This is a genomic window from Bacillus sp. DX3.1 (assembly GCF_030292155.1).
GTDB lineage: Bacteria > Bacillota > Bacilli > Bacillales > Bacillaceae_G > Bacillus_A.
The window spans coordinates 4583919-4600725 of record NZ_CP128153.1 but is presented as its reverse complement, the minus strand read 5'-3'; the positions used below and the strand labels follow the sequence as shown (position 1 = coordinate 4600725).

Annotated in this window: 18 protein-coding genes; 10 read left to right on the top strand and 8 right to left on the bottom strand. The window is 36.8% G+C overall.

Annotated elements, in window-relative coordinates; all coding sequences use genetic code 11:
• Positions 1-229 precede the first annotated feature (229 nt).
• Positions 230-1300 carry an NAD(P)/FAD-dependent oxidoreductase gene (locus tag QRE67_RS23165; protein WP_286122501.1) on the bottom strand — a complete coding sequence of 357 codons (1071 nt, stop codon included), beginning with the start codon at positions 1298-1300 and terminating at the stop codon, positions 230-232.
• Positions 1301-1708: 408 nt separating this feature from the next.
• On the opposite strand from QRE67_RS23165, the gene QRE67_RS23160 reads away from it, so the two are divergent.
• The 4 genes from QRE67_RS23160 to QRE67_RS23145 all read left to right on the top strand — a co-directional run bounded on the left by QRE67_RS23160 (position 1709) and on the right by QRE67_RS23145 (position 4180).
• Complete coding sequence (locus QRE67_RS23160) at positions 1709-1948, top strand: YuzB family protein (RefSeq protein WP_017150175.1); 240 nt, start codon at positions 1709-1711, stop codon at positions 1946-1948.
• Between the two features lie 476 nt (positions 1949-2424).
• A complete protein-coding gene (gene dapF / locus QRE67_RS23155) occupies positions 2425-3291 on the top strand; it encodes a diaminopimelate epimerase (RefSeq protein ID WP_286122500.1) in 867 nt (288 codons plus the stop codon).
• Between the two features lie 41 nt (positions 3292-3332).
• Positions 3333-3686, top strand: a complete 354-nt coding sequence (locus tag QRE67_RS23150; protein WP_286122499.1) for a HesB/IscA family protein — start codon at positions 3333-3335, stop codon at positions 3684-3686.
• A gap of 140 nt (positions 3687-3826) precedes the next feature.
• Entirely contained in the window at positions 3827-4180 is a 354-nt protein-coding gene (locus tag QRE67_RS23145; protein ID WP_286122498.1) for a YxeA family protein, read from the top strand.
• Positions 4181-4214: 34 nt separating this feature from the next.
• On the opposite strand, the gene QRE67_RS23140 is transcribed toward QRE67_RS23145, so the two are convergent.
• From QRE67_RS23140 to QRE67_RS23125, 4 genes are all read right to left on the bottom strand, one after another.
• Entirely contained in the window at positions 4215-4667 is a 453-nt protein-coding gene (locus tag QRE67_RS23140) for a 2-thiouracil desulfurase family protein (RefSeq protein WP_286122497.1), read from the bottom strand.
• A gap of 41 nt (positions 4668-4708) precedes the next feature.
• Positions 4709-5959: an MFS transporter gene (locus tag QRE67_RS23135; RefSeq protein ID WP_286122496.1), complete on the bottom strand. Its 1251-nt coding sequence runs from the start codon at positions 5957-5959 to the stop codon at positions 4709-4711.
• Between the two features lie 182 nt (positions 5960-6141).
• A complete protein-coding gene (locus QRE67_RS23130; protein ID WP_286122495.1) occupies positions 6142-6621 on the bottom strand; it encodes a GyrI-like domain-containing protein in 480 nt (159 codons plus the stop codon).
• A gap of 134 nt (positions 6622-6755) precedes the next feature.
• Positions 6756-7745 (bottom strand): NAD(P)/FAD-dependent oxidoreductase, encoded by a 990-nt coding sequence (locus tag QRE67_RS23125; protein ID WP_286122494.1) that lies wholly within the window; start codon positions 7743-7745, stop codon positions 6756-6758.
• Positions 7746-8210: 465 nt separating this feature from the next.
• On the opposite strand from QRE67_RS23125, the gene QRE67_RS23120 reads away from it, so the two are divergent.
• A complete protein-coding gene (locus tag QRE67_RS23120) occupies positions 8211-9419 on the top strand; it encodes an NAD(P)/FAD-dependent oxidoreductase (RefSeq protein ID WP_286122493.1) in 1209 nt (402 codons plus the stop codon).
• A gap of 258 nt (positions 9420-9677) precedes the next feature.
• Here the strand turns inward: QRE67_RS23120 and QRE67_RS23115 are convergent, their stop codons facing one another.
• A complete protein-coding gene (locus QRE67_RS23115) occupies positions 9678-10112 on the bottom strand; it encodes a DUF5391 family protein (protein ID WP_286122492.1) in 435 nt (144 codons plus the stop codon).
• A gap of 266 nt (positions 10113-10378) precedes the next feature.
• Between QRE67_RS23115 and QRE67_RS23110 the strand changes: the two genes are divergently transcribed.
• From QRE67_RS23110 to QRE67_RS23090, 5 genes are all read left to right on the top strand, one after another.
• Entirely contained in the window at positions 10379-10873 is a 495-nt protein-coding gene (locus QRE67_RS23110; protein ID WP_286122491.1) for an NUDIX domain-containing protein, read from the top strand.
• A gap of 15 nt (positions 10874-10888) precedes the next feature.
• On the top strand, positions 10889-11206 hold the full coding sequence (locus QRE67_RS23105; RefSeq protein WP_286122490.1) for a YuiB family protein: 318 nt from the start codon (positions 10889-10891) through the stop codon (positions 11204-11206).
• Positions 11207-11289: 83 nt separating this feature from the next.
• Complete coding sequence (gene spsC, locus QRE67_RS23100) at positions 11290-11916, top strand: stationary phase survival protein SpsC (protein WP_286125362.1); 627 nt, start codon at positions 11290-11292, stop codon at positions 11914-11916.
• Between the two features lie 290 nt (positions 11917-12206).
• A complete protein-coding gene (locus QRE67_RS23095; RefSeq protein WP_286122489.1) occupies positions 12207-12581 on the top strand; it encodes a DUF309 domain-containing protein in 375 nt (124 codons plus the stop codon).
• Between the two features lie 158 nt (positions 12582-12739).
• Positions 12740-14227 (top strand): leucyl aminopeptidase, encoded by a 1488-nt coding sequence (locus QRE67_RS23090; RefSeq protein ID WP_286122488.1) that lies wholly within the window; start codon positions 12740-12742, stop codon positions 14225-14227.
• A 107-nt stretch (positions 14228-14334) separates the two neighbouring features.
• Here QRE67_RS23090 and QRE67_RS23085 read toward each other — a convergent pair whose 3' ends face one another.
• Both QRE67_RS23085 and QRE67_RS23080 read right to left on the bottom strand, forming a co-directional pair.
• A complete protein-coding gene (locus QRE67_RS23085; protein WP_286122487.1) occupies positions 14335-15474 on the bottom strand; it encodes a mannosyltransferase family protein in 1140 nt (379 codons plus the stop codon).
• Positions 15475-15658: 184 nt separating this feature from the next.
• Positions 15659-16678: a glycosyltransferase family 2 protein gene (locus QRE67_RS23080; RefSeq protein WP_286122486.1), complete on the bottom strand. Its 1020-nt coding sequence runs from the start codon at positions 16676-16678 to the stop codon at positions 15659-15661.
• Between the last annotated feature and the right edge of the window lie 129 nt (positions 16679-16807).

Sequence of the window (16807 nt, the reverse complement as noted above, 5' to 3'; positions counted from 1 at the left end):
TATATAAATTCATTTTGATTTTTCGACATATAGCCGCGGCTATGGATAACAAAAGGTGACCTGCAATCGTTTTCTCTCTTTGTTTTTACTATGTCTGGGCAGGAAAAGGATCTGACCGCTTCTATGCATGGCCGGATGCTCTTTCCCACCTAAAAAGAAGGGTTTTATGTCGGTTTTTTAATTTGTAGTTAAAAAGAAAAAACAAGAGCAATTGCTCTTGTTTTTCTTTTTAACCATTATGGTATTTGTACATCCAAAGAATCCCTGATTTTAAAAGACGAGGTACACGTCCCATTAAGGGTTGATTTGCTAATAATCCGAAACCATGTTTTTTACCGAGAGAACCGAGAACCCCTTTTAATTTAATAACAGGTAGTTCATCTGGAAGTGGTTCATTATTCCATCGTTTTAATAATATTTGGACAATTTGCTCACCTTGTCCCTCGGCAAGTTGAGCAGAAGGTGCATGTGGTAAGGCTGCACAATCGCCTAGAACATATACATGTTCATTTTTCGGAATATTATGATATTTTGTTAATATAACCCGTCCACTACTATCGTGCTCAACCGGAAGGTTTCGAACGACTTCATTTGCTTGAATACCAGCTGTCCATACAATTGCATCACATTCAAGTGGTTCACCGTGATTGTATACAACATTTGGTTCTACTTTCGTAATGTTAGAGTTTCGAATAATAGTAACATTATGTTTAACGAACCATTCTTCTACGTATCTACTTAATTTCTCAGGGAATGGGAATAAAATGCGATCCTTTCGATCGAATAAGTAGATCTTTAAATCTGAACGACTTTCGCGAAGTTCACTTGCAACTTCGACACCGCTTAAACCAGCACCGACAACAGCAACTGTTGCATTTGGTTCTAAGCCATTTAATTGTTGGTATGTTTTACGAACTTGCTCAATGGATTGAAGACTATGCGTATATTCTTTTGCCCCAGGAACATTATGATATTTATCTTCACAGCCAAGCCCGATAATTAAGTCATCATACTGGACAACTTCACCGCCATCAAGATGAACGGCTTTGTTTTCGAGGTCAACATTCGTTATTGTGCCGTACTGAATGTTGAGACGCGGATGTTCTGGAAAAGGAATACGAATATGTGTTTCCGAGATCGTACCCGCAACTAATGCATAATATTCTGTTTTAAAACAGTGATACGGTACTTTGTCGATTAATGTTACTTGAACATCATCTGGAAGTTGATTGTTTGGAAGAAGCCGCTGCAGAATTCTCATTCCACCGTAGCCACCACCGAGTAGTACGAGGTGCTTCATGATGGATTACCCCTTTTCTGTTGAAATATCCCCTAATCATACAATTATATATTAAAAAAATATTTTGACTTTACTCATTCAAATTATATCGAATTTGTGAACAAATAACAATGCATGAATGCATACTCTGTTGTACAATAAGAAGAAAAGTGGAAGCGGCTCGTTCAGAATGGGAGGGGGATGGAGCTTCTGAGATAGAGGTGCTTTTTACCTCGCCGGAAGAAGCGAAGCCACTGAACATTCTAGGTGCTGGAACTGGATCATAAGAAAAGTAGAAGCGGCTCGTTCAGAATGTAAGGAAGAAGCGAAGCCACGAATATTCTAAACGCTATAGTTACTACATCAACAAGAAATAGCCTTAGGCTTACTATTATAGAACATTTTTTTATAGAGACAGGGGGGAGAGGTTTGATTAAGCCATTAATCGAATTTTGTGTGGGGAACCTCGCGAGTGGTTCGCAAGCGGCATTAGAAAAATTAGAAAAAGATCCGAATTTAGATGTCATGGAGTATGGTTGTCTAGGGTATTGTGGTATTTGTTTTGAAGGGCCATTTGCCCTTGTAAACGGAGAAGTAGTACAAGGTGCAACAGTAGAAGAGCTTGTAAAAAACGTATATGACTACTTAGATGAAAATCCCATGTTTTAAGGCGTTGCAATTGAGCAATGTCTTTTTTTATCCCGCATTAACGGGCAGTAATATCCCCATCTCAAAATTCTAAGGAAACCAAAGAAGATAGGTAGGGGATAAACTGTCCGTAAAAGCCCGATTGGTGAGGGCTGATAATCAGTGGGGGATGAAGAAATCCCCCACTGATTAAAGTTTCACTTTATCCCGCCGAAACTTGTGTCTCTAATGATTGTTCCCTCAGAGTAGAATTCTCCTTGGAGGAAATGCTAACACAGAATTTGAATCTTTGAGGCGAGTGGGGGTTACTGTCCATTAGTGCGGAGTAAAATAAAAAAGGCCCTTTTTTATAGAAGGGCTTTTTTCTTACACAAATTGTGCAAGGACGGCGAATAGTTAGAAGCCGTCAAATATGGGAATCAGGGGACATTCTTATTGTGTTCCAAAAGCATGCATTTTATACTTAGAACAACAAATTTTTTTTGGAGTGAGCCAAGATGAAACAATTTTCTTTTACAAAAATGCATGGCCTTGGGAATAATTATATATATGTAAATATGTTTGAGGAACAAATTGCAGAGGAAGAACTATCTCGCGTTGCTGAAAATGTTTCGAATATCAATACAGGGATTGGGTCAGATGGCATGATTTTAATTTGTCCATCAGAAGTAGCACCTGTGAAAATGCGTATGTTTAATAAAGATGGTTCAGAAGGAAAAAGTTGCGGGAATGGACTGCGCTGCGTTGCCAAATATGCTTATGAACATAAGTTAGTAGAAGAGACTGTTTTTACAATTGAAACATTAGCTGGCATTGTAACAGCAGAGGTGACAGTGGAAGGTGATGTTGTTACTTTAGTTACAATTGATATGGGAGCACCACGTTTAACGCGTGCGGATCTACCGATGCTTGGAAAAGGAGAGACGCCATTTATTCGTGAAGACTTCCTATATAGTAATCATCGCTATATATTTACAGCTGTTTCAATGGGAAATCCACATGCAGTTATTTTTGTTGATGATATTGAAGAAGCACCGCTTACAACGTTAGGACCGGTACTAGAGACACATGAAATGTTCCCAGAAAGCGTAAATGTAGAATTCATTGAGATTGTAAACAATTATGAAATGAATTTTCGTGTATGGGAACGCGGATCAGGTATTACACAAGCTTGCGGAACTGGAGCATGTGCGGCAGTTGTAGCAACAGTTTTAAATGGGAAAATGAAACGCGGAGAAGAAATTACGGTTCATTTAGCAGGTGGGGATCTAATGATCACGTGGGCGGAAGAAGGATCGGTTATGATGAAAGGTCCAGCGGAAGTCATTTGCCACGGAGTATATCAGTACAAGATAGAAGAGTAAAGATGTATAATAGAACGAAAGAAGAAAGGAAGGTGAATTCTATGATTAATGTAACAGAACAAGCGGCATATCAAATTAAAGATATGTTAAAAGATGCCGAAGATGGAGAGAAATACGTTCGCCTTGCTGTACATGGCGGTGGATGTAGCGGTCTTTCTTACGGTTTAGGATTTGAAAGAGAACCAAATGAAGACGATACAGTTCTTGAGTTTTTCGGTGTTGAATTTGTTATTGATAAAGAAAGTGCTCCAATTGTAAAAGGAGTCAACATTGATTATAAGCAGTCAATGCTTGGCGGCGGGTTTACGATTGATAACCCGAACGCTATCGCATCATGCGGTTGCGGATCATCTTTCCGTACAGCATCAAATGCTGGTAAGCCAGAAGATTGCTAAAAAATAGCCTTCTCACAATAAAGTGAGGAGGCTATTTTTTTCTTACAAAAGTGTAATGTTCATGTCACGTTTTTGAATTTCTCCTCAAATGAAAAGGGATTATGATAACAACATAATAAAAAACATATGAGGTGAATGAAGTGAAAAGATATATTGCACTTTTTAGTATTTTAGTGGTATTTGCTACGATGTTAGTTGGCTGTGACTTGAATCGTATGGGAAAAGATGAGTACTATGTTCAAATTACAGTTGATGGAAAAGAGGAAAAAGGAAAAGCTGACAATGGTACACCTTATACAAATTACGAATATAAATTAGCTGGATTTGATGAAGATGGTAAAGAAAAAACAATGGAATTTAATGCGAATAAGAATCTTCGTAAAGAAGCATTTTTACGTGTATTCCACTCTGATAAAAAAGGTGTAACAGCTTGGGAAGAGGTAAAGAAAGAGGATATCCCAGCAAAAGCGAAAGAAAAATTAGGTGTGAAATAGAAAAAAATAAGCTTGCTCTATAAGTAGAGCAAGCTTATTTTTTTGCAAAATCTTCTTCTGAAATAACTGTAAAACCATGGCGCTTAAATAAGGCAGTTGTAACGCCGTATCCGACTTGCTTCTGTCCATTAAATTCTCCTGTATAAATTGTAGAACTACCACATGATGGACTGCGTTCTTTTAAAATAATATATTCGGGATTTAAATGTTTAATTTGTTTTAATGCTTCATAAGCCCCTTGTACGAAGGCTTCTGTTACATCATTGCCGTTTTTATCTATTACTTTTGCTTTTCCATCTAATACACCATCACCGTTACCGCCAACAATTTCTGCTGATGGACGTGGTGTAGGCAATCCGCCTAACACTTCTGGACAGATGAGAACTGTTTCTTCTTTCTGTAATAGTTCTTCAATTTTGGAAATAAGGTTATCATTTCCGTCGTATCGACATGCAATGCCGGCTAAACAGGCACTAACTACAATCATATATTCTCCTCCTAGTAGAAAAGCACTCATATAGAGTGCTTTTAATCAAACTTCCGTACAACCGGAATACGAATTGCAATAAATAATACGAATAGAATTACGGCAATGGCTCCGCTTTTCATAATCGTAACAATGGGAACGCCTGCTGCTAGTGTAAGTGATGTCATAGCGTAAGATAGTGGGATAAAGCCCATCGATGATAGCATGAGTAAGCTCATGACACGTCCCATCATTTCTTCTTTTACAGTAGATTGAATCATTGCCATTAATGGAACGATTGCCATAGCAATTGTAATGCCATAGAAGCAACCTGCAAGAAGTGCTTGCCAAAGTGTTGTGCTGAAGTTGATGGTTAGGAAGAAGACACCTGATAATAGCATCATGATAATGCAAAATAAACCGCGTCTTCGATTAATATTTCGGAGTCCCACAATTATGGCTCCAATCGCCATTCCTCCTCCAACAGCTGCTTCTAAGTAGCTAAATTGTAGAGAATCGCCGTGCAATACGTTTTTCACAAACAGTGGAAAACCAACTTGCATCGGACCGATTAAAAATAGATTTAAAAATGCACTGCAAATAAGAAACGTTGATAAGAATGGAGATTCTTTTACATAAACGATACCTTCTTTAATAGAGGTAAACATCCCTTTGTTTTCGTTCGTTTCTTCTTGTTGTACACTCGCATGGATCTTTTGGACGAGTATGGCGGCGATCAGTAATAGAAGAATTGTAATTGTAAAGATCGTCTCATAGTTACTAAATTTGATAAGAATCCCACCAAGTACAGGGCCTAGAATAACAGATGCTTGGTTTGTCATTTGCGTGAGTGAATTTGCTTGTGTCAGGCGATGCTTATCAACAAGCTCTGGTAAAATGGATCCGTCTGCTGACCAGAAAAAGGCATCGGCTAATCCGAAAAATAAAGCAAATAGAGCAAATGTGTATAACGTAACGTGACCGACAATGAACCAAATAAGGATGACGGTTACTAGAAGGGCACGTACAATATTAGAGTAAAACATAATATTTTTTTTCGGGAATTTGTCTGCCACAGCACCTCCAATAATCATAAAGACGAGGCGTGGAACGCTAAGTGCGACAAAGACAATGCCGAGTGAAGCTTCTAAATTTAATGTTTTCGCTATGTACCATGTTTGGGAAAATGTAAAAAAGGCTAAAGCAAAACTAGAAAATAGTGTAGCTGCCCAAAGAAAAAGGAAATTTGTATTTTTTAATAACGGTGTTCCTAATTCTTTTAGAGCAGGTTTATTTTGTTGTAGTCCCTCCATATTGCTTCCTTTCTATGTAACAATTTTGAATGGATTTAAAATCCTCTTAACACTCGTTTTATACAGTTTCTAATATTTCTATACTGCACTTTTTCATTGTAGACAATAATAGCAGATTTGCCCAGTGGATTTTTAAGAACAAAAAATAAGAAGGTGCGGAAAGCACCTTCTTATTTTATGAATTAAGCCAATGCAATATAGATGTCAACTTGTGCATCATTTGGATCCATAGCTCGCTCATCATACAGCTCAAAGTCAGTTGTGAAAGCACGTTTGTTTTCTCTTGACCAGTTCCAAATGTCTTGCCATGCTTCTATGATGACTTCTGATACTGGACCTTTGCGCGTTGTAAATACCGCATATGTACTAGCTGATATTGTAAGAGGTGTCATATTTTCAGGGAGTACGTCGAACGATGAAACGGACGTACCAATTGTGTACATATATGTTCCTGTTTCATCCGACTCATAATTTGAATACAATGCTAGTGTTTCGTTTTGTTTACTTTTGTTAGGAATTTGATTCGTTATTTGGTCTTGGCAGTAGTGGGTCCATAGTTGAGGAATCTTTCCTTCATTGGACATTTCAATGTCATTTTTTGTTGTAGCGGAGATGCCGATGGCTTGGAAAGCTTCTTTTTTTACAATCTTTGGTTGAATCATGTATCATAACCCCCTTATCGAATAGAACAAACGTTCTTTTCTCATTGTACCATAATTATACAAATGAAGGGAGTATTTTTATTAAAAAGAAATCCTTTCATAATGAAAGGATTTCTGTATGTTATTCTTATGAATTAAAACATGCTAGAACTATGCATTGGTTGAAGTCTCGCACTTGGATCAAAGTAAGCTTTTGCATTGTTTACTGCTGTTGGCGCTTCGCCAAAGCCGCATGCGATAAGTTTTACTTTTCCATCGTATGTACAAATATCACCAGCTGCGTAAATACCAGGGATGTTTGTTTCCATTTTAGAATTTACAACGATGCTGTTCTTTTGAATGTCTAAGCCCCAGTTTTTAATTGGACCAAGAGAAGAAACGAAGCCGTAGTTTACGATGACATCATCAACGTCAATAACAACTTTTTCTTCTGTTTTCACATGTTGCAGAACAACTTGTTCGATTTTGTCTTCACCAATTAGTTCAACTGGAACGTAAGGTGTTTTTACTTCTGCACGAGAGTTCATTAAGTTTTCTACACTATGCTCATGTGCACGGAATTTATCACGTCGATGAACGATTGTTACTTGTTCAGCGATTGGCTCTAACATCATTGTCCAGTCCACTGCAGAATCGCCGCCACCAAATACAACGACGCGTTTGCCAGCAAATTTGTTCATATCTTCAACAAAGTAGTGTAGATTTTTCTTTTCAAACTTCTCTGTGTCGTCTAATTCTAAACGGCGTGGCTGGAATGCACCGTTACCAGCTGTAATAATGACGGACTTAGAATAGTGTGTATCTTTATTTGTTACAAGTTTAAATACGCCATCAGCTTGCTTTTCAAGTGTATCAACTGCTTCTTCTAAGCAAACTGTTGGTTCAAACTTTTTCATTTGTTCTTTCAAATTATCAACAAGCTCTTGCGCACGTACTTTCGGGAATCCTGCAACGTCATAAATATATTTTTCAGGGTATAGTGCGGACAATTGTCCTCCCAGCTGTGGTAAGCTTTCGATAATTTTTACACTTGCCTGTCTCATTCCGCCATAAAATGCTGTGAATAGTCCCGTTGGACCGCCACCGATAATCGTGATGTCATACACTTTTTGATTTTCTGCCACTATTTATGCCCCCTATAGATGGAATTTTGATATTGATTCCACATATTTTTTATATGTATACGGAAATCCTGCAAATGAGATTGCACTTTAAAATAAATGATATCATATTTCAATTGAGAATACCTCAGAAAACGACTGAATTGTGTGTAAGCTTTTGCATAGATAGATTAGAAATGTATAAAATATAACAATAGGAAAATACATGAAAAAAAGGCTTAAAAATCCTTGAAAACGCTATGTTATTTTAAAATATCGATAATTCTCTAGGTGCTTGAATTATGAAATGAAACCGACTAATATAGGAAAGTATTATGTTAATTTTTTGTGACAAATTTCGTACGATTTTTTGAATGCGTTTTGTTATTGTTAAGAATGTGAGGAATTCCACATTCTTGACAATTTAAGTGTTTAGCACTTTGTTCTTATTTTTAGTTACTATTATATAAAGAAAAGGGTTGTGATTTGGTGAAGACTCCAAAAATCGTAGTTTTAGGTGCAGGTTATGGCGGAATGATTACGACTGTTCGTCTGCAAAAAACATTATCTGTAAGTGAGGCTGAAATTACGTTAGTAAACAATAACAGCTACCACTACCAAGCAACTTGGTTACATGAAAGTGCAGCTGGCACATTACATCATGATAAAATCCGTCTAGATATTCAAGACGTTATTGATACTAATAAAGTAAACTTTGTACAAGATACAGTTGTAGAAATTAAAGCAGCTGAAAAACGTATTATCTTAAACAATGGTGAGTTAGAGTATGATTACTTAGTAATCGGTCTTGGTTTCGAATCTGAAACATTTGGTATTAAAGGATTGAAAGAGCATGCATTCTCTATCACTAACATTAATGCAACACGTCAAATTCGTGATCATATGGAATACAAGTTTTCTCAATATGCGACTGAAAAACGTGATGAATTAGTTACAATTATTGTTGGTGGCGCAGGCTTTACAGGTATTGAGTATGTAGGTGAGCTTGCAAACCGTATTCCTGAACTTTGTAAAGAGTATGATGTTCCACGTGAAAAAGCACGTATCATTTGTGTAGAAGCTGCTCCAACAGCACTTCCTGGTTTCGATCCAGAATTAGTTGAGTACGCTGTAAAACAGTTAGAGAAAAAAGGTGTAGAATTCCGCATCGGTACAGCAATTAAAGAAGCAACTGAAGAAGGTATCATGGTTGCGAATGGTGACGATGTTGAATTACTTAAATCTGAAACTGTTGTTTGGGCGGCAGGTGTTCGTGGTAATGGTATTGTGGAAGAGTCCGGTTTTGAAGCAATGCGCGGACGTATTAAAGTTGATGAGTTCATGCGTGCTCCAGGTCATGAAGATGTATTCATGGTTGGTGATGCTGCATTAATCATTAACGAAGAAACTAATCGTCCATACCCACCAACAGCACAAATTGCAATTCAAGAAGGTTACAACATTGCACATAACCTAGCTGTTTTAATTCGTGATAAAGGCGAAATGCAAAAATTTGCATTCGACAACAAAGGTTCTGTATGTTCATTAGGGCATGACGATGCAATGGGCGTTGTTATGGGGAAAAAGTTAACGGGTTGGAAAGCTTCTTTCATGAAGAAAGTAATTGATAACCGTTACCTATTCTTACTTGGTGGACCTTTATTAGTTATTAAAAAAGGTAAATTGAAATTCTTTTAATATATAAATATAAATGAAAAAATCTTTCTTTTTTGATGGAAGAGAGCATCCAGCCATGTGTAGAAGCGGTCAGGGCCTTTTCCTACCCCATGCCATGTTAAAACAAAGGGAGTAAACGAGTGGAGATCCACTTTTGTTTTCACAGCCGTGTTTTATATGTTGGAAAATCAAAAGAGGTATATAGTAGAAAAAAGCAGAAACGGCTATGAGTCGTTTCTGCTTTTTTCGTGTAGTACAAGTTTTTCTTAAACTTCTATTTCATCGTACATTTAGTGTATAAGTAGAAGTTCTTTTTGAGCGAAAAGCAACAAAAAACCAAATTACATTTGTGATGGATACTGCTGCGCAAAGAATGATGACTCCTAAGAAAGAGGAGGCGTTATAGTCACTTACGCGTATTACAATAAATACGACTGCAAGTATCACGAGATGTATGAATAGCCCCATACAGCAAAGAAAAGCCATGATGAATCGCATTGCCTTTATTCCTCCTATATAAAGAAGTAGAGGTACGATATAAAATAGTAAAATCATGCCGATTGATTTCCACATGCCTAAAGAGTTAAATTTATTTGCATTAGGTCCTAAATCAGCAAGTGGTGAAAGTGAAGTGGCAATTAAGAAAGAGCAGAAGAGTAATGCGGAAACTAATGTTATAAATACAATACTGGATTTTTTTGATTGATTTCTCATTTTACTTTTTACTCCTTTCGCAATAAATAGGTATGATGTAATATTCAAGGAAGAATTTTGAAGTAATTCGAGACCTTTCTACAGATAATTAATACCCTATATTCACATTATATCAAATATATGGAAATTTATAAATGAGGTAGAAGAGTAGAAAAAAATGTAGTAACTAAGGAACAAGGAAGATTATATTATTCTTGCCTAAAAATATAGTATAATATATAAAAAAGAATGAATATTCTGTTCGTTTGTTCGGAAGGGGTTGCAGCATGGGGAAGCGTGGGAATGTTTGGTTAGCTGTAAGTGGGCTTGTAGCCACGAAAGATGGCAGATGGCTTTTTGTAAAGAAAAAATACGGTGGGTTAAAAGGGAAGTGGTCATTGCCAGCCGGTTTTGTGAATGAAGGCGAAACGATTGATGAAGCCATCAAACGTGAAATTTTAGAAGAGACAGGCGTTGTGACGAATGTAAAAGGTGTTATAGGCATTCGGTCGGGTGTCATTCGAGATGAAATTAGTGATAACATGATCATCTTTTTACTGGAGCCTGAAGGAGAAGAAATTATTGTTCAGGAGAAAGAACTATCTGAAGTGGCATTTTTATTCCCGAAGGATATCGCATATGATGAAAGCGCTTCAGTGTTAATTCGTTATTTATTAGAAGATGTGTCAGCGGCTCCTCTCACAATGGACACAACATTAAATCCAGGAGAACAATTTGGATATACAGCGTATCATGTGTTTACGGCAGGAGCGAAGGAATAGAAGGTGGGGAAAAAGGTGAGCATACCGGTACTACTTATTTCAATGATGTTGTTTTTTATCCTTTTTTTTGGAATTGGTTTTTTGCTTAATATGATTTTACGTGCTACGTGGGTGATGGTCGTCATTTATCCGATTGTTTGTATGCTTATTATTAATAAAGTGAGTGTTTGGGATTATTTTTCAAACCCGAAAGAAACGTTTTCTTCATTTGGGACAAATATATCGCATCTTGGACAAGCAGATCTTTTTATTCTATCGACAGGATTAATCGGAGCAATTCTGTCTGGCATCATAATAAAGAAGCTGCGCCAAAGCGGCTATCAAATGTTTTAATCTCCAGTTTACTGGGGATTTTTTTTGCATATTTCCGCATCGTATGGGGAATGAATAACGATGAAGGAGTGTGGAATGTTAAAATGTTAAAACGATATGGTATCCGCATTATGATGACTTGTTTACTTGTAGCAGCATTATGTGTGACATGGCAAACGCTGACAGGAATCTCTCTTTTGGAGGCTGTACGAACTTACCAAGAAAATAAGGTTAAAGAAGTACACGCCGCAGAAATCGAGAAGAAAGCTGTTCCAAGTAAAGAAGTGATAAGTGCTTTAGAAGAGTCGAATGACTGGTCTAAATATCGTGCCATGGAAGTCACAGCAACTGGTTATACATCAGGTGTAGAATCAACTGGTAAAAGGCCGGGGCATCCAGGGTATGGCATTACATATTCTGGTGTAAAGGCAAAACGGGATATATATTCTACAATTGCAGCTGATTTGCGTGTATTTCCACTGGGAACGATTCTCTTTATACCTGGTTACGGGTACGGTGTTGTAGCAGATAAAGGTGGCGCAATAAAAGGAAACCGACTTGATTTATATTATGAAAGGGTTCGGGATGTATATAGTCAATGGGGCAAGAAAAAAGTAAATGTATATGTTGTGAAGATGGGGAACGGAAAGTTAACGGAGGAACAGTTGACGATGCTCAATCAAGATGAAACCATGCAGGTGTTCCGTGGACAATATTTAAAACAGAGATAGTCTAGTGAGATTAACACTAGACTTTTTTATTTTTCATGGACACAATATATATAAATACAAATTTAAAAACTGACATAAAACCCTTCTTTTTAGGTGGAAGAGAGCATCCGGCCATGCAGCGGTCAGATCTTTTTCCTGCCCCATACCAAGTGAAAACAAAGAGAGAAAACGAGTGCAGGTCACCTTTTGTTATCCATAGCCGCGGCTATATGTCGAAAAATCAAAATAGATTTATATAGTAAAGTGAAAGGAAAGAATCTCAAAGTGAATGTGATGAAAAGGAGGGGGAAATGGAGGACTATCCTTTAGCATATTATGAGTTTTTCGTGAAGTATAACGAAGGTGACTATTACACTTGCCATGATTTATTAGAAGAAATGTGGCTGGAAGACCGAAGTAACTTATTTTTAAAAGGTTTATTGCAAATGGCAGTGGCTCAGTATCATTACAGTTATGGAAATGTAAAGGGAGCACGGATAATGATGGAGGTGGCGGAGCATTATTTGATACCGTCCTGCCCTGTATATTGGAATTTAGATGTAGGGCAAGTCATTACTTTTATTCAACATTGCAGGGCAAGGATTCCAAAAGAAGTGGAGCGAGTCCCATATGAACAAGTTCAGAACTTACCACAATTACCAGAACTTATTTTATATATGAGATAAAGTAAAACTTTCATCAGTTTTTTTTTATCCCACACGGATGATTAGTTTTCACCAATCGGGGATATTATTACCCGTAAACGCAAGAAAAATTTGAATTATCGCATTTTCGAGAAAATACAGTTATAATAGAACGAGAGAAATCTAGGGGAGGGCTGAACATGTTTCAAGTACAAAAAGAATTAGCAAGCCATGAAGCAGTAATCGTTGCTTTATTTGAAGGAGAAAAAGCGAGCAATTTTGTAAAAGAATTGGACGAAGCATTTGATGGACAATTACAAGTTTTATTAGAAGAAAAAGAACTTTCAGCGAAGAAGAAAGCCATTTCAAAAGTACATAGCTTAGGAAAAACAAATGTAAAACGTTATTATTTTGTTGGCCTTGGCAAAAAAGAAGCATATACAACTGAAACATTACGCACAGCGCTTGGTAAAGTATTTAAAACATTAAAAGCTGCAAAAGTACAAGATGCTGCCTTTTTACTTGATTCCTTTGTAACGGATAAAATGGAAGCAATTGATGTTGCACATATTGCAGCTGAATCATACTGTCTTGGTACATATGAATTACAAACATATAAAACAAATAAAAAAGAGATAGCACAGTTAGAAAGTTTCGCAGTCATTACAGCGGAAGAGCCAAAAGAGATCGAAGCTGCATTAACAGTAGGATATGTTCATGGACGTGCTACAAACTCAGCTCGTACACTTGTGAATATGCCGCCCAATGTATTAACAGCAACAACACTCGCGGAGTATGCTGTTGAATTAGCTGAAAAATATGATATGGATTATAAAGTTCTTGAAAAAGAAGAAATGGAAGAACTAGGTATGGGTGCACTGCTTGCGGTAAACCAAGGGTCTACAGAGCCACCTAAAATGATTGTTCTTATTTATAAAGGAAAAGAAGAGTGGACGGATGTCGTTGGCTTCGTCGGAAAAGGGATTACATACGATACAGGTGGTTATTCTCTGAAACCACGTGAAGGTATGGTTGGGATGAAAACAGATATGGGCGGTGCTGCAGCTGTACTTGGTGCCATGGAAATTATCGGTGAACTGCGCCCTGAACAAAACGTAGTGGCTGTCATTCCATCGACTGATAATGTAGTGAGCGGCACTGCTTTTAAACCAGATGACGTTATTACAGCTATGAGCGGTAAAACAATTGAAGTATTAAATACGGATGCGGAAGGACGCTTAGCGTTAGCTGATGGTCTTACGTATGCGAAGAAACTTGGTGCAAACTATCTTGTTGATATTGCAACATTAACAGGCGGTGTGATTGTTGCGCTTGGAAACCATACAACAGGTGCGATGACAAACGATGAAGCGTTGTTTGAACAAGTATTAGAAGCATCAATGGAAACAGATGAACCAGTTTGGCAATTGCCGATTTTTGAACGTGATAAAGAGCGTGTTCGTAACAGTAAATTTGCAGATCTAAACAATTCACCAGGTCGTGATGGTCATGCGGTAATGGCTGGAACATTCCTTGGTGAGTTTGCAGAAGAAACACCTTGGGTACATTTAGATATCGCTGGAACAGCTGATACAAAGAGTGCACATGATTTAGGTCCAGCAGGAGCAACAGGTGCGATGGTTCGTACACTTGCAACGCTTGTTGAGCGTTTTAATAGCGAAGAATAGAAAAGGAGCAGGTCCACACCGGATATATATCTTGTGGGCTGCTCCTTTTAAATTTATAAAAGTATTTGCTAACTAAAGAAAAAACATATGATGATGTTGTAACTAGATTACAGGTTCCATATGTGATGAGTGAAATTCCATGCACTCATAAACGATACAATAGCAAATAAAATAATTAAGACACCCCGAAGTGGTTTAGGTAAAACGATTGCCATAACAGCATAGAGTGGAAATAAAACACTCAAATATCTCAGTGTACTATGCATTGGCATACCACGGGTACCAAAACTGAATGTGAAAATAATAGTGATAACAACAAATAGAATTGCACCGAGGCTTTCCCATTTTACATTGGATCTTAAACGCCAAATGCTTACTGTTCCAAAAAAAGCAAATAATACTGCTAATGTCCATAATCCTTGTCGAATTTCTACTATGTCGATTGCGAAATCAGCGTGAAATCCTTCAATAATTTGAACCCATGGTAAAACGGAATAGTGATCCCAGTGTTTTTCTTGCGTTGTTGAGAAAATCATTGGATCTCCAAAAGTATAGTATAGATATATCATGTAGCATAATAAACCGATTGTACAGCTCATTCCCCACAGTAAAGAGTTTCTCACCATTTTCCAATCTTTTTTCCATAATGACATAAGGAAAAGGACAAGCGGGAAAATACCAAATATTAAAGCAGTTGCCCGAGTTGATGTTAAAATTGCAGCGAATAGACAAGCGTAAAACCATTTCCCTTTTACTGCCATATGAAGTGAGGCAAGAGAAAAAAGCACCGTCCATACTTCTGTATAAATTGTCGCATAATAGATTGCACAAGGATTTACAGCAAAGAACCAAATCCCTGCTTTCATTTGAGAATCAGTCATGTTAAAACGCTTAAAGAACTCTCGTAATAAACATAAGCAAATGAAAAATGCAATTTGTGTTATTCCAATGACAATATAAGGACTCCCAAAGATTTTAAGTAAGATTGGTACAAATGGAAAGAATGCTGCGGCTTTTTCGGATTCATATCCCCTTTCAGCAATACCGATGTACCAGTGACTATCCCAATTGATTAAGGCATGCTTTATGTGTTCTAATGTCATTCCTTCTTGCACATTGTTATAGTATGGCAATAGAATTGCGATAATTAATAGAAGATAATGTACGAGAATTGGCCTAAACCACCAAGCTTCTCTAATCGATTTTTTTTGATGTAAATCCGTCCTCTGTCGTGCGGTATTTTCCATAATATTTCACTCCTTGTCTCATAGAAAACAAATATAATGCTAGTTTTTTAATTTATCCTATATTAATCAGTGGGGATGAAGACTCCCCCACTGATTAAAGTTTCACTTTATTAATTCCAAGTATTCTTTTGGATATAAATAATTATCCTTATTTCGAAAAATAAGGATAGTTATTTTCTTTGCGTTAAATTGTTGTAGTCAGTACTTTTTGATTATCCTGTTTCTGTGTCTCTTTTGGAGCAGAATATAAATCTACTTCAACGATATATTTTGGACGAGCTTTTGTTTCTTTGTATATTTTTCCAATATACTCACCAACTAACCCGATGCCCATTAGTTGCACTCCACCGATGAACCAGATAGATAGCATTAATGACGTCCAACCTGAAACAGTTTCTCCTGATATTTTTTGAACCAATGTGTAAATACTAATAATAATACTAAGAACTAAGAAGCTTATGCCTATAGAAGTAATCATTCGTATTGGAGCAACACTGAAAGATGTAATTCCTTCAAATGCAAAAGTAAGCATTTTTTTCAAAGGGTATTTTGATTCACCTGCAAATCTTTCATGTCTATCGTAATAAACTTCTGTTGATTTAAAACCAACTAAAGGTACAATTCCACGTAAGAACAAATTCGTTTCTTTAAATTCTTTTAAGTGCATTAATACTTTGTGGCTTAGTAAACGATAATCTGCATGGTTATATACAATGTTAACACCCATCTTATCCATTAAGCGATAGAAAAGTAATGCTGTGTTTCTTTTGAAGAATGTATCAGTTTTTCTTTCCTGTCTTACTCCATAAACAACTTCATATCCTTCATGGAATTTTTCTATAAAGCCTTTAATGGCGTCTACATCATCTTGTAAGTCAGCATCAATAGAAATAACACAATCTGAATATTCTGCTGCAGTGTTTAAACCAGCTAATAATGCATTTTGATGTCCTACATTACGCGCTAATTTTAGCCCTTTTACAAATGGAGATTTGTAATAAAGTTCTTCTATAATCTCCCATGTTGTATCTTTACTTCCATCATCAACATAAAGAATTTTACTTACAGATGAAATTAACTGATTACTGATTAATTCTTCTAAAACCTCACTAAGTCTCTTTGTTGTTTCATGCAATACTAGTTCTTCGTTATAGCAAGGGACTACAATCGTTAAGATTGGTTCGTTTCCACCAAATTGATACATGCGAAACCTCCTATTTTATGTATTTATTCAATAAACGTATTATTATATTATTATCATTTACAATTTTTTTAAGAGTATCGTATGGTTCTTTACTAATAGAAAGTAAAGAATCATATTATGGTTATCTTG

Bases quoted from the DNA above. Each gene is read 5' to 3' on its own strand.
- QRE67_RS23130 (WP_286122495.1), bottom strand. From the start codon at position 6,621: ATGATTCAACCAAAGATTGTAAAAAAAGAAGCTTTCCAAGCCATCGGC.
- dapF (WP_286122500.1), top strand. From the start codon at position 2,425: ATGAAACAATTTTCTTTTACAAAAATGCATGGCCTTGGGAATAATTAT.
- QRE67_RS23085 (WP_286122487.1), bottom strand. From the start codon at position 15,474: ATGGAAAATACCGCACGACAGAGGACGGATTTACATCAAAAAAAATCG.
- QRE67_RS23090 (WP_286122488.1), top strand. From the start codon at position 12,740: ATGTTTCAAGTACAAAAAGAATTAGCAAGCCATGAAGCAGTAATCGTT.
- QRE67_RS23135 (WP_286122496.1), bottom strand. From the start codon at position 5,959: ATGGAGGGACTACAACAAAATAAACCTGCTCTAAAAGAATTAGGAACA.
- QRE67_RS23095 (WP_286122489.1), top strand. From the start codon at position 12,207: ATGGAGGACTATCCTTTAGCATATTATGAGTTTTTCGTGAAGTATAAC.
- QRE67_RS23115 (WP_286122492.1), bottom strand. From the start codon at position 10,112: ATGAGAAATCAATCAAAAAAATCCAGTATTGTATTTATAACATTAGTT.
- QRE67_RS23150 (WP_286122499.1), top strand. From the start codon at position 3,333: ATGATTAATGTAACAGAACAAGCGGCATATCAAATTAAAGATATGTTA.
- QRE67_RS23110 (WP_286122491.1), top strand. From the start codon at position 10,379: ATGGGGAAGCGTGGGAATGTTTGGTTAGCTGTAAGTGGGCTTGTAGCC.
- QRE67_RS23165 (WP_286122501.1), bottom strand. From the start codon at position 1,300: ATGAAGCACCTCGTACTACTCGGTGGTGGCTACGGTGGAATGAGAATT.
- QRE67_RS23140 (WP_286122497.1), bottom strand. From the start codon at position 4,667: ATGATTGTAGTTAGTGCCTGTTTAGCCGGCATTGCATGTCGATACGAC.
- spsC (WP_286125362.1), top strand. From the start codon at position 11,290: ATGTTAAAACGATATGGTATCCGCATTATGATGACTTGTTTACTTGTA.
- QRE67_RS23080 (WP_286122486.1), bottom strand. From the start codon at position 16,678: ATGTATCAATTTGGTGGAAACGAACCAATCTTAACGATTGTAGTCCCT.